The sequence below is a fragment of the Thioalkalivibrio sp. XN8 genome, from assembly GCF_011058255.1.
Taxonomy (GTDB): Bacteria; Pseudomonadota; Gammaproteobacteria; order Steroidobacterales; family XN24; genus XN24.
Genome location: NZ_JAALFH010000010.1, coordinates 17,630 through 29,629, shown reverse-complemented (window position 1 = coordinate 29,629; position 12,000 = coordinate 17,630). Strand labels below are relative to the sequence as shown.

Genomic DNA, 12,000 nt, shown 5'->3' with positions numbered 1-12,000 from the left:
TTCGCCCCGCCACAGCCGATGATGCGCGCGGCGATGGCCGAGGCTGACGGGATGAGCGGCGGCGAGACCTACCAGCCGGGCCTGATCCGCATCGAGGCCATGGTCACCGCCGCCTTCGAGCTGGAGCCTTAGCGCGCGCCCGTCAGGGACGCCGGACGGAAACGAAGCGGCTCGGGTGCACGTTGAGCGGGTTGTCCTCGATGCCGCTGACCCAGGGCTTCACCAGCTTCTTGCTGACGTAGAAATACAGGGGCATCAGCGGCGCGGCCTCGACCAGCAGGGCCTCGGCCTGCGCCAGCAGGCGGGCCCGCTCATCCGGCGGCGCCGCCGCGGCCGCGCGCAGCAGCCGGTCGAACTCGGGGTCCGACCAGCCGGTGCCGTTGACCGGGCTGTCGGCGGCGAGAATGCCGAGGAAGCTGTCGGGCTGGGCGAAGTCGGCAATCCAGCTGCCGCGGTAGACCTGGGTGACCTCGCCGGCGCGGACATTGCCGAGCAGCACCCGGAATTCCTCCCGCACGAGATCCGTCTCGATACCGAGGCCCTCGCGCCAGAAGGCGCTCACCGCCACGGCCACCCGGTCGTGCACCTCGCCGCTGTTGTAACGGATCTCCAGCCGCAGCGGCCGTTCCGGGCCGTATCCCGCCTCGGCCAGCAGCGCCCGGGCACGCTCGAGGCGTTCGCTGCGGCGCTGCTTGCAGAGCGGGTCCGGCGGGGAGGCGTAGCCGGGAATTCCCGGCGGCACCAGGTTGCAGGCGGGCAGCTCGCCGGCGCCCACCACGCGCCCCGCAACCAGGTCGCGGTCGATCGCCAGCGACAGCGCGCGCCGCACCCGCGGGTCGTCCAGCGGCGGGCGGCGGGTATTGAAGCCGTAAAAGTAGACTGCCAGGTAGGGGCTGATGCGCAGCTCCCCGGGCAGGTTCTCCTGCAGCCACGGCACGCGCGCGACCGGCACCGTGTAGGTCATGTCGATCTCGCCGGCGCGATAGCGCGACAGCTCGCTGGCCTGGTCCGACAGCGACAGGTAACGGACCTGGTCCAGCGCCACCATGGCGGCCGCCCGGTATGCGGGGTTGCGCTCGGCGATGAGGTGCGAGCCGGGCACGCGCTCCACCAGCCGGAACGCCCCGCTGGAGACCCGGCCGTCCGCCGGCACGTCCTGGCGCCGGGGGCCGGCGGCCGGGTGGGCGAGCAGCTCGTCCAGCCAGGGCGTCGGCTGCTCGAGCTCGATCACCACCACCTCCTCGCCCTCGGCCGCGACGCCGGCCACGGCCCCGAACAGGGCGCGCTGCGGCGAGGCGATGGCCGGATCGGCAAGGGCCGCGAAGGCGGTCACGAAATCCTGCGCCGTGACGGCCCGGCCGTCCGACCAGCGTGCCGCGGGGTCGAGCTCGAAACGCCATGCCAGGCCGTCGGCCGACACGGTCCAGCTGCGGGCCGCGCCGGGCACGACGCGGCCCCGCGCGTCGAGCGTGGTGAGGCCCTCGTGCAGGTCACGCAGGATGTTCAGGGCCGGCTCGCTGCGCGCCTGCAGCGGATCGAGCGATTCCGGGTCGGCGCTGTTGCCGCGGACGAACTCGCGCACCGGCGGCCCTTCGGCCACCGGCCGCGGATCGTCCGGCTGCAGCGCCAGCCAGACGATCGCGCCGGCCCCGAGCAGCAGCGGAAGCCCCCACGCGAGCCGTGACCCGGGCATCTCAGAACCCTCGCTGCGCCACGTCGATAGAGATGTTGCGCGTGTAGGTGCGGTTGAGGATGTTGGGCTCGTCCCCGCGCAACCAGGGCTTCGCCAGGTGCTTGCTGACCGGGTGGTACAGCGGCAGGATGGGGACGAACTCGAGCATGCGCCGCTCCGCGGCCTCGAGCAGTGCGCGGCGCTCCGCGGGGTCCTGCTCTCGCGCGGCCGCCTCCAGCAGCCGCACGTATTCCTCGTCGTCCCACCCCGTGTCCGGCACCGCGCCGGTCGGCGTCAGGATCTCGAGAAAATTGGAGGCGTCGTTGTAATCGCCCCGCCAGGACAGGCGCAGCACCTGCCACTGGTCCGGGTTCCGGCGGCGGGACAGCATGACGCGGAACTCCTCGTTATGCAGCGCGGCCTCGACGCCCAGGTGCTCCCGCCACATCGAGGTCACGGCGATCGCCACCCGGCGCAGGTTGTCGTCGGTGTTGTAGTGCACGGTCAGCCGCAGCGGGTTGTCGGGGCCGTAGCCGGCTTCCGCCAGCAGGGCGCGCGCCTGCTCGATGCGTTGCGCCATGGTCAGGTCGCGCCACGCGAAGGACTGCGAAGCGTAGTTGAGCACGCCCGGCGGCACGAGCCCGTAGGCCGGCCGATCGCCGGAACCGAGCACCGCTTCAACCAGCTGCTGCCGGTCGACAGCCATGGCCAGCGCCTGGCGCACGCGCAGGTCGTCGGTCGGCGGCCGGAGGGTATTGAACAGCCAGTACTGGGCGGTGAGCGCCGGCGCCAGGCGCAGCTCGTCGCCGAGATTCTCCTGCAGCCATTCGAACCGTGCGAGCGGGATCTGCGAAGTGTAGTCCAGCGCATCCGTGCGGTAGTGGTTCAGCTCGGCCTCCGCCAGGTCGAACGTCATGAAGCGCACCTCGTCCACCTGCGGGCGCTCGCGAAAGAACTCGTTGCGCACCAGGTGCACGTGGCTTTGGGGCTCCCAGGCGTCCAGCCGATACGCGCCGTTGGACACCATCCGGCCCGGGCGGGCGAAGCCGTTGCCGTGCTCGGCCAGGCTGGGGCGGTGTGCCGGGAAAGTGATGGGATGGGTCAGCAGGCCCAGCAGGTAGGGGGTGGGGCGCGCCAGCGTCAGCACGAGGCGATGGGGCGCCGGCGCCCGCACGCCGAGCGTCTCCGGCGGCGCCTCGCCGGCGATGATGGCGCCCGCGCCGGCTACCGGCATGAGCAGCCCGGCCTCGGTGCTGGCGGTGGCCGGGTCCACGGCGCGGCGAAAACCGGCGACAAAATCCGCGGCGGTCAGCGCGTCGCCATTGGACCAGCGTCCATCCGGCCGCAGCTCGAACGTCCACTCGAGTCCGTCATCGCTCACCGCCCAGGACGAGGCCGCGCCGGGCACGAGTTCGCCGGTGCTGGTCTCGGCCACCAGGCCCTCATACAGGTCGCGGATGATGTCGCGGCTGTTCTCGTCCTGGGCCCGCTGCGGGTCCAGCGTCTCCGGCTCCGGCCCGTTGCCGCGCCGGAACACGATGGGCGCCTGCATCTCGCCGTCACGGGCCTCCGGGTCGGGCGCCGGCCCGCACCCGGCGACCGAAAACATCAACAGACAGGCAAGCGCCAGTGCCAGTGCGCGCCTCATGCGACCTCCCCGCGGGCCGGCCGCCGGCGCTTGAGATGCACCATCAGCAGCGAGACAGCGGCCGGCGTCACGCCGGGCAGCCGCGCCGCCTGGCCGAGCGTCGCGGGCCGGGCCGCGGCGAGCTTCTGGCGCACCTCGTGCGACAGGCCGCGGACCTCGGCATAGTCGAGGTCGTCCGGCAGGGGGGCGGTCTGGTGGCGCCGCTGGCGCTCGATCTCCTGCTCCTGCCGGCGGATGTAGCCGTCGTAATGCGTGCGGACCTCGATCTGCTGCGCCACTTCCGGCGCCACGCCCGCGCCCTCGACGCAGCCCAGCGCCAGCAGGTCCGCATAGGAGACTTCCGGACGGCGGAGCAGCTCGAGGGCCGTAGCCTCCCGCCTGGGCGCACCGCCGGGGAAGGCGGCGGCGCGCTCCGGGTCGAGCGTCTCCGGCTTCACGCGGCAGCCCGCCAGCCGGGCCGTCTCCTGCGCTACGGCCTGCTGCTTGCGCTCGAAGGCGGCCCAGCGGGCGTCGTCCACCAGGCCGAGTTCACGGCCCGCCGGGGTGAGCCGCTCGTCCGCATTGTCTTCGCGCAGCAGCAGCCGGTATTCGGCGCGGCTGGTGAACATCCGGTACGGCTCGCTGGTGCCGCGGCTCACCAGGTCGTCGACCAGCACGCCGAGATACGCCTCGTGGCGGCCGGGCACCCACGCCGGCGCGTCCCGCAGGCCGAGCACCGCGTTGATGCCGGCCAGCAGGCCCTGCGCGGCCGCTTCCTCGTAACCGGTGGTGCCGTTGATCTGGCCGGCGAAGAACAGGCCGCGGTAATGACGCGTCTCCAGGCTCGGCCGCAGGTCGCGCGGGTCGAAGTAGTCGTACTCGATGGCGTAGCCCGGGCGCGTGATGTGCGCCTGCTCGAAGCCGGGAATGCTGCGGACGAATTCATACTGGACGTCGAAGGGCAGGCTGGTGGAAATGCCGTTCGGGTAGACCTCGCGCGAGTCGAGCCCCTCGGGCTCGACGAAGACCTGGTGTGAGGCCTTGCCGGCGAAGCGCGTGATCTTGTCCTCGACCGAGGGACAGTAGCGCGGGCCCACGCCCTCGATCACGCCGCTGTACATCGGCGAGCGATGCAAGGCCGCGCGGATGATGTCGTGGGTTCGCTCGCTGGTATGAGTGATCCAGCAGGGCACCTGGCGCGGGTGGTCTTCCGGCCGGCCGAGAAAACTGAACACCGGCCGCGGGTCGTCGCCGGGCTGCGCGCGCATGGCCGAGAAGTCCAGGGTGCGCGCGTCCAGGCGCGGCGGCGTGCCGGTCTTGAGCCGGCCGACGCGCAGGGGCAGCTCACGCAACCTGGCCGCCAGCCGGTTGGCGGGCGCATCCCCGGCGCGGCCGCCGGCGTAACTCGTCTCGCCGACGTGGATGCGGCCGCCGAGGAAGGTGCCGACCGTCAGCACCACGGCGGGCGCGCGGAACACCAGTCCCGTCTCTGTGACCACGCCGGCGACGCGGTCGCCCTCGATCAGGAGGTCGCCGGCGCCCTGCTGGAACAGGGCCAGGTTCGGCTGGGTTTCGACCAGGCGGCGGATGGCCGCGCGGTACAGCGCGCGATCGGCCTGGGCGCGGGTGGCGCGCACGGCCGGGCCCTTGCGCGCATTCAGGGTGCGGAAATGGATGCCGGCAGCGTCCGCGGCCCGCGCCATCGCACCGCCCAGGGCATCGATCTCGCGCGCCAGGTGGCCCTTGCCGATGCCGCCGATGGCGGGATTGCAGCTCATCTGGCCGATGGTCTCGATGCTGTGGGTCAGGAGCAGGGTGCGCGCGCCCATGCGCGCAGCCGCCAGCGCCGCCTCGGTGCCGGCATGGCCGCCGCCGATCACGATCACCTCGAACTGCCCTGGATGTTGCACTGCCATAATTCGCCCATCGCCCACGGTCGTCACGGCCGCGGCGCCAATCATACCCGCGTGGCGACGCCCGGTTCAGCGCACGCTTTGGCCGGAATCGCCCCCCAGATGAGAATGCGGTCACAGAAGACATCACCATAAGCCGTCATTCTTCAGGTCCCGGCCCGCTGGGACCGGGGTAGCCACAACGGGGGAAAACGGTTGGGCAAGCCGACAGGCGAAGCGCTGGCGGTAACAAGGGACCGGGGACCGGGCGACCCGCGCCTCGAAGTCCGGCTGCGCCGCTTCTACATGGCGCTCGCCTCCTACGGCCTGTGGGCCACCATCGCGCTGCTCGGCTGGGCCGGCGACCTGATCAAGATGCCGCTCTGGCTGATGCTCGTCATGCTCGGCGGCGTGGCGCTGTCCAATGCCTGGTTCTGGTACATGCTGCGCTCGGGGCGCAGTCTAAGCTTCGCCGATCCGTCCATGACCAAGGCCCAGGTCACGGTCGGGCTGTTCTGGATCCTGGTCGTCATCGGCGCCTCCCACGCGGACCGCAGCCTGATGATGGTCGTCTACATCGTCATCATGCTGTTCGGGATCTTCCGGCTCGACCGGGAGGATTTTCTCCAGCTCACGCTGCTGGCCATGGCCGGCTACGTGGTCGTCGTCGCCGCCGACCTGGTCCACCGGGGCGTTGAACTGAACCTCTACCACGAGGCGATGCGGCTGCTGGTGCTCGCGTCCTGCCTGCTGTGGTGCACCTTCTTCGGCACCCACGTGGCGCAGCTGCGCGCGGCGCTGCGGACCCAGAACGAAGCGCTGCAGCAGCACGTCAAGAACGCGCAGCGCGCGGCCGAGCGCGACCACCTCACCTCGGCCTACAACCGGCGCTACATCATGAAGGCGCTGGAGGAAGAGCGGGCCCGCTCCGAGCGTCGCCACGCGCCCTTCGCGATCATCATTTTCGACCTCGACCACTTCAAGAACATCAACGACCGCCACGGCCACGTGGCGGGCGACCGGGTCTTGAGCCGCTTCGCCCAGATCGCGCGGCGGGAGCTGCGCGCGGTGGACATCATATCCCCGGGCCGGCGGCGCCACGCCTTCGGCCGTTTCGGCGGCGAGGAGTTCATCGGGCTGCTGCCCGAGACCGGTCTCGAGGGCGCGCGCCAGTGCGCCGAGCGCCTGCAGGAAGTGCTGGCCGCGGAGCGCTTCGAGCACGGCATCACCGTCACCTTCTCCGCCGGCATCGCGGTCTACCGCCACGGCGAGACCACCGAGGAGACGCTCTCGCGGGCCGACGACGCGCTCTATCGCGCGAAGAACGCGGGCCGCAACCGGGTCTACTCGGAGAAAGGCGGGTCCAAGCCGGGGAAAGTCGTCCACCTGGCGCCGCGCGACTGAACGGCTACTTGCCGATACAGAACTCGCTGAAAATGCGCCCGAGCAGGTCCTCGGTGCTCACCGCCCCGGTAATTTCCCCGAGCGCCTCCTGCGCCACCCTGAGCTCCTCCGCCGCCAGTTCCGCCGTGTTGCCGGCGCGCAGCAACTCCAGCGCCCGCGCGACGGCGCCGGCCGCGCGATCCAGCGCCTCGAGGTGGCGGCGGCGCGCCGCGTAGCTGCCGCCCTCGCCGGCGCCGTGGCCGGCGAAAGCCTTCAGCCTGTCGCGCAACAGCTCGAGCCCGGCCCCGGTCAGCGCCGACAGGCGGACTTCCTCGAGGCCGTCTGGCCCGCGTCCCGTGGCGGGCGGCAGTCCCAGCAGGTCGGTCTTGTTCCGCACCCGCAGCACCGGCGTGGCCGCGGGCAAGGCGAAGTCGCCCGGTGCCAGCGGCGGCTCGTCGCCGGCGCCGACCAGCAGGACGAGGTCGGCGCGGGCCATGGCTTCCCGGGCCCGGCGAATCCCCTCCTCCTCGACGCGATCCCCTGCCTTGCGCAGGCCGGCCGTATCCACCACCCGGACCGGCATGCCGTCGACGAGGATGTCCTCGCGCACCAGGTCCCGCGTCGTCCCCGGCAGCTCGGTGACGATCGCGGCCTCGTAGCCGGCGAGACGGTTCAAGAGGCTGGACTTGCCGGCGTTCGGCGGCCCGGCGATGACCAGCGTCAGGCCGTCGCGCAGCACCCGCCCCCGGTCGGCCGCGCGGCGAACGGCATCGAGATCCTGCAGCAGCCCGGCCAGCAGGCCGTCGAGCTCGGGATCGGCCAGGTCGTCCACGCCTTCCTCCGGGAAGTCGAGGCCGGCCTCGAGACGGACCCGCAGGCGCGTCAGGTCTTCGACCAGCGCCGTGACGCGCGCGGAGAACTCGCCCTCGAGAGAACGCAAGGCGGCGCGCGCCGCTTCCGCCGAGGCGCTGGCGATGAGATCGGCCACGGCCTCGGCCTGGGCCAGGTCGAGCCGGCCGTTGAGGAAGGCGCGGCGGGTGAACTCGCCGGGGCCGGCTTCCCGTGCGCCCAGCGCGACCAGCGCACGCACCAGCAGCGTCGTCACCACCGGGCTGCCGTGCAGCTGGAACTCGACGACGTCCTCGCCAGTGAAGGAGTCCGGTCCGGGAAAGACGAGCACCAGGCCGCGATCGATCGGGCCGTCGGGCGTGCGCAGTGCGCGCAGCGCAGCGCGGCGTGGCGCCGGCAGGGGCTCGGCCACGCGCCTGGCCAGGTCCAGCGCGGCCGGGCCGGACAGGCGGACGATGCTGACGCCGCCGCGGCCCGGCGGCGTCGCCGGCGCGACGATGGTGTCGTCTTCGGGGAGGCTGCTCATCCGGCCCGCGCGCCGGCCGCGCGCGGCGCTAGGCCCCGCCGGCCTCGACCACCTTGTTGATCCGCCACTGCTGCAGGATCGCGAGCAGGTTGTTGACGAACCAGTACAGCACCAGGCCCGCCGGGAAGAAGGCGAAGAACACGGTGAAGATCACCGGCAGCAGCTGCATGATCTTCGCCTGCACCGGGTCGGGCGGCGCCGGGTTCAGCTTCTGCTGGAACCACATGGTGACGCCCATCAGCAGCGGCAGGATGAAATAGGGGTCCCGCGAGGAGAGGTCCTGGATCCACAGCGCAAACGGCGCCTGCCGCATTTCCACGCTCTCCAGCAGCACCCAGTACAGCGCCAGGAACACCGGCATCTGCACCAGGATCGGCAGGCAGCCCGCGGCCGGGTTGACCTTCTCCTTCTTGTACAGCTCCATCATCGCCTGCGACAGCTTCTGGCGGTCGTCGGCATAGCGCTCCTGCAGCGCTTTCAGGCGCGGCTGCAGCTTGCGCATCTTGGCCATCGACTTGCCGCTGGTTTCCGACAGCTTGTAGAAGACCAGCTTGATCAGCACGGTCATCAGGATGATGGCCCAGCCCCAGTTGCCCACCAGGGCGTAGATGTTCGACAACACCCAGAACAGCGGCTGGGAAAGCACTGTCAGCCAGCCGTAGTCCACCGTCAGCCGCAGCCTGGGCGCGGTTGCCTCCAGCTGGTCCTGCAGCTTCGGCCCGACGAAGAACTGGTCCTCGAAGGTAATGCCCTCGCCGGGCGCCACGGTCGTCGGCATGCGCACCGCGGTGACGGTAAACAGGCCCTGCGCGTTCGAGGTGGCGGTGAAGCGGGCGCGATCGCCGGGGATCGCCGCCGTGAGAAAGTGGTGCTGGATCGCCGCGACCCAGCCGCCGTCGGTGGTGTACTCGATACCCGTCTTGGCCAGGTCGCCGACGTCGTGTTTCTCGTACTTTTCCCCGTTGAACGTCACCGGCCCGCGGAAGGAATAGCTCTCCACGTCGGTGAGGCTGCGGCCCGGCGGATCGTGCAGCCGGCGGATCTGCAGGTAGCTGGCGCCCTGCCACGGCGTCTCGCCCTCGTTCTCCAGCCGCTGCTCCAGCCCCACCGCATAGCTGCCTCGCTCGAAGCGCCAGGTCTTGGTGACGAGGAGCCCGTTCTCCAGCCGGGTCGTGAGCGGCACTGCCAGCGTGTCCTGGCCCGGGGCGAGCTCGAATTCGGGCTGCGTTGCGGTGAACAGCGTATCCGCGCGGGTGGAGGCCTCCGGCTCGCGCGCCGTGAGGCCCGAACGAAAGACGTAGAAGCCGTCGGCGGTCGGGTCGAGCAGCTGCACCGGCAAATCCGGCCTGTTCTTGCTGACCGGGTACTCCGGCAGCACCGCCTTCACCAGGTCGCCGCCCCGCAGGCTGATCTCCAGGTCGAGCACGTCGGTGCGGATGCGAATACGGTCGCCCCCGGGGCTGTCGTCGGCGGCCGGCGCGGCAGCGGCGTCCAGGCCCGGCGGCGCGGGCACGTGGTCGACGGATTCGTCCGGCAGGCGCGGCGTCTCGGTTGCTGCCGGGAGCTCGGGGGCGGCCAGGCCGTCCGCGGCGTTGCCCTGCGCCGCGGACGGCGGTGCGGCCGTGCGCTGCTGGTACTGCAGGAAGGCCGTGTAGTTCAGCCAGACCATGAGCGCGAGAGCGATCCACAGGAAGACGCGCTGGTTATCCATTGGCTCAGGGTTCCCTCAGGCGGTGGGCTGGCGCGGGGGCACGGGGTCGTGGCCGTGGTCGCCCCAGGGATGGCAGCGGCCGATGCGGCGCGCCGCCAGGCCGAGGCCGCGCAGCAGCCCATGCGTGCGGATGGCCTCGATGGCGTACTCGGAGCAGGTGGGCTGGAACCGGCAATTGTTGCCCAGCAGCGGGCTGAGCAACCACTGGTAAGCGCGGATCAGGAAGATCGCGAGTTGTCGCATTGGCGTGCCGTCCGTTCCATCAAGGCGTCGATGCTCAACGAGAGCTGCTGATTGTCGCATGTCGCGGCGCCGGGTCGCGCCATCACGACGATGTCGAGCGGCGGCAGCTCCGGCCGCCGGCGGAACGCCTCCCGGACCAGGCGCTTGATTCGGTTACGCTGCACGGCCCGCCGCGATACCTTGCGGGACACGGCGAGTCCGAGCCGGGCGGAGGGACCGGGGCCGGGGGCGTAGACCAGGGTGAAGTAACGATCGCCGATCCTGCGGCCAGTCCGGAAAACCCGGGAGAATGCGGGCGGTGACAGGAGGCGGCGGTCGCGCGGAAAGGCCTGGACGGAGCCCGGGGCTGGCCGGGCGACGTCCGTCGGGGCGTCGCCGTCCCGCGACTCAGACAGCGAGGCGGGCGCGGCCCTTCGCACGCCGGCGCGAGAGAACCTGGCGGCCGTTCTTGGTGGCCATGCGGGCCCGGAACCCATGCGTCCGCTTCCGTCGCAGATTGCTCGGTTGAAATGTGCGCTTCATGTTCCTGATTCCCTGCGAGATGTACCGGCGCGCGACCCGCTTTCCGAGGGCCGCCAAAAAGACGCGAAAGAGTACTTGGGGGGCCTGGCACTGTCAACCTCGACCGACCGGGCCGGCCCCCTGGCCGGGCTGTGGATAACCCGGCCCCACCAAGATAGACTGCGGCTCTTTCCTTCGGAATCCCGGCGCACAGGACGCAAAGTGGCGGCCGTCTGGCACCAATGTTTGAACCGACTCAGGTCTGAGTTGTCACCGGACCAGTTCAACACCTACGTGGCCCCGCTGCAGGCCATCAGCGAGGAGGGATCCCTGCGGCTGCTCGCACCGAACCCCTACGTGGTCAACTGGCTGCAGCAACACTGCCTGGGCCGGATCCGGGAGCTGGCCCGCGACAATGGCGGCAGCGCCGGCCCGCTCGAGGTGACGCTCGATGTCGGCACCCGCGGGTTACCGGCCGAGGCCGCGGCGGTGTCGCTGCCGGTCATGGTGTCCGCGCCGCCCGGGCCACCGCGCAGCGAGTTTCTCAGCGGCGCGCGGCTGAATCCCGATTTCACCTTCGAGAGCTTCGTCGAGGGCAAGAGCAACCAGCTCGCCCGCGCCGGTGCTTTCCAGGTTGCGGAAAACCCGGGCGGATCCTACAACCCGCTGTTCCTGTACGGCGGCGTGGGCCTGGGCAAGACCCACCTGATGCATGCCATCGGCAACCGCATTCTCGAGCGCAAGCCCGGCGCCCGGGTCGCCTATGTGCATTCCGAGCGGTTCGTGAGCGACATGGTGCGCGCGCTGCAGAACAATCGCATGGACGAGTTCAAGCGGAGCTACCGCTCGCTCAATGCGCTGCTCATCGACGACATCCAGTTTTTCGCGGGCAAGGACCGGTCGCAGGAGGAGTTCTTTCACACCTTCAACGCGCTGTTCGAGGAACGCCAGCAGATCGTGCTGTCCTGCGACCGCTACCCGAAGGAGGTCGACGGCCTGGAAGACCGGCTGAAGACGCGCTTCGGCTGGGGACTTACCGTGGCGATCGAGGCGCCGGAGCTGGAGACCAGCGTGGCCATCCTGATGAAGAAGGCCAGCCTCGAGGGCGTGACGCTGCCGTCGGAGGTCGCTTTCCTGATCGCCAAGCGGATTCGCTCCAACGTTCGCGAACTCGAGGGGGCGCTGCGGCGGGTCATCGCCACCTCGCGCTTCCTCGACCGGGAGATCACCATCGAGTTCGCCAAGAAGGCGCTCGGCGACCTGCTGTCGCTGCAGGACCGGCTGGTGACGATCGACAACATCCAGAAGACGGTGGCCCAGTACTACAAGATCCGCGTCGCGGACCTGATGTCGAAGCGCCGCAACCGGGCCGTCGCGCGGCCGCGGCAGATCGCCATGGCCCTGGCCAAGGAACTGACCGAGCGCAGTTACCCGGAAATCGGCGACGCCTTCGGCGGCAAGGACCACACGACGGTCCTGCATGCCTGCAAGCGAATCAGGGATCTGCGAGAGAGCGACACGCGGGTCCGCGAAGATTACGCAAACCTGTTGAGAACCCTGACAGCTTGATGTGGAGAAGCTGTGGATAAAGTCCCG

General features: G+C 70.6%; 10 protein-coding genes. 2 read left to right on the top strand and 8 right to left on the bottom strand.

Going from position 1 to position 12,000, the window contains the following annotated elements; all coding sequences use genetic code 11:
- Positions 1-142: 142 nt before the first annotated feature.
- From G6N75_RS01125 to mnmG, 3 genes are read right to left on the bottom strand one after another with little or no spacing between them, the layout of a single operon-like run.
- Positions 143-1,693 carry a peptide ABC transporter substrate-binding protein gene (locus G6N75_RS01125; protein ID WP_165346228.1) on the bottom strand — a complete coding sequence of 517 codons (1,551 nt, stop codon included), beginning with the start codon at positions 1,691-1,693 and terminating at the stop codon, positions 143-145.
- 1 nt (position 1,694) lies between these two features.
- On the bottom strand, positions 1,695-3,320 hold the full coding sequence (locus G6N75_RS01120; RefSeq protein ID WP_165346227.1) for a peptide ABC transporter substrate-binding protein: 1,626 nt from the start codon (positions 3,318-3,320) through the stop codon (positions 1,695-1,697).
- Positions 3,317-5,215 carry a tRNA uridine-5-carboxymethylaminomethyl(34) synthesis enzyme MnmG gene (gene mnmG, locus G6N75_RS01115; RefSeq protein ID WP_165346226.1) on the bottom strand — a complete coding sequence of 633 codons (1,899 nt, stop codon included), beginning with the start codon at positions 5,213-5,215 and terminating at the stop codon, positions 3,317-3,319. The genes G6N75_RS01120 and mnmG overlap by 4 nt, the downstream gene beginning before the upstream one ends.
- Before the next feature lie 192 nt (positions 5,216-5,407).
- Here mnmG and G6N75_RS01110 point away from each other — a divergent pair, with 192 nt between their 5' ends.
- On the top strand, positions 5,408-6,595 hold the full coding sequence (locus G6N75_RS01110; RefSeq protein ID WP_165346225.1) for a GGDEF domain-containing protein: 1,188 nt from the start codon (positions 5,408-5,410) through the stop codon (positions 6,593-6,595).
- Between the two features lie 4 nt (positions 6,596-6,599).
- On the opposite strand, the gene mnmE is transcribed toward G6N75_RS01110, so the two are convergent.
- From mnmE to rpmH, 5 genes are read right to left on the bottom strand one after another with little or no spacing between them, the layout of a single operon-like run.
- On the bottom strand, positions 6,600-7,949 hold the full coding sequence (mnmE, locus tag G6N75_RS01105; RefSeq protein WP_165346224.1) for a tRNA uridine-5-carboxymethylaminomethyl(34) synthesis GTPase MnmE: 1,350 nt from the start codon (positions 7,947-7,949) through the stop codon (positions 6,600-6,602).
- Between the two features lie 28 nt (positions 7,950-7,977).
- On the bottom strand, positions 7,978-9,660 hold the full coding sequence (yidC, locus tag G6N75_RS01100) for a membrane protein insertase YidC (protein WP_165346223.1): 1,683 nt from the start codon (positions 9,658-9,660) through the stop codon (positions 7,978-7,980).
- Between the two features lie 15 nt (positions 9,661-9,675).
- Positions 9,676-9,903, bottom strand: a complete 228-nt coding sequence (gene yidD / locus G6N75_RS01095; RefSeq protein ID WP_206202837.1) for a membrane protein insertion efficiency factor YidD — start codon at positions 9,901-9,903, stop codon at positions 9,676-9,678.
- Entirely contained in the window at positions 9,879-10,322 is a 444-nt protein-coding gene (rnpA, locus tag G6N75_RS15065; RefSeq protein WP_346765456.1) for a ribonuclease P protein component, read from the bottom strand. The genes yidD and rnpA overlap by 25 nt, the downstream gene beginning before the upstream one ends.
- Positions 10,291-10,425 (bottom strand): 50S ribosomal protein L34, encoded by a 135-nt coding sequence (rpmH, locus tag G6N75_RS01085; RefSeq protein ID WP_165346220.1) that lies wholly within the window; start codon positions 10,423-10,425, stop codon positions 10,291-10,293. The genes rnpA and rpmH overlap by 32 nt, the downstream gene beginning before the upstream one ends.
- Before the next feature lie 201 nt (positions 10,426-10,626).
- On the opposite strand from rpmH, the gene dnaA reads away from it, so the two are divergent.
- Positions 10,627-11,973, top strand: coding sequence for a chromosomal replication initiator protein DnaA (dnaA, locus tag G6N75_RS01080; RefSeq protein WP_346765455.1), 1,347 nt, complete (start codon positions 10,627-10,629; stop codon positions 11,971-11,973).
- The last annotated feature ends 27 nt before the right edge of the window (positions 11,974-12,000 follow it).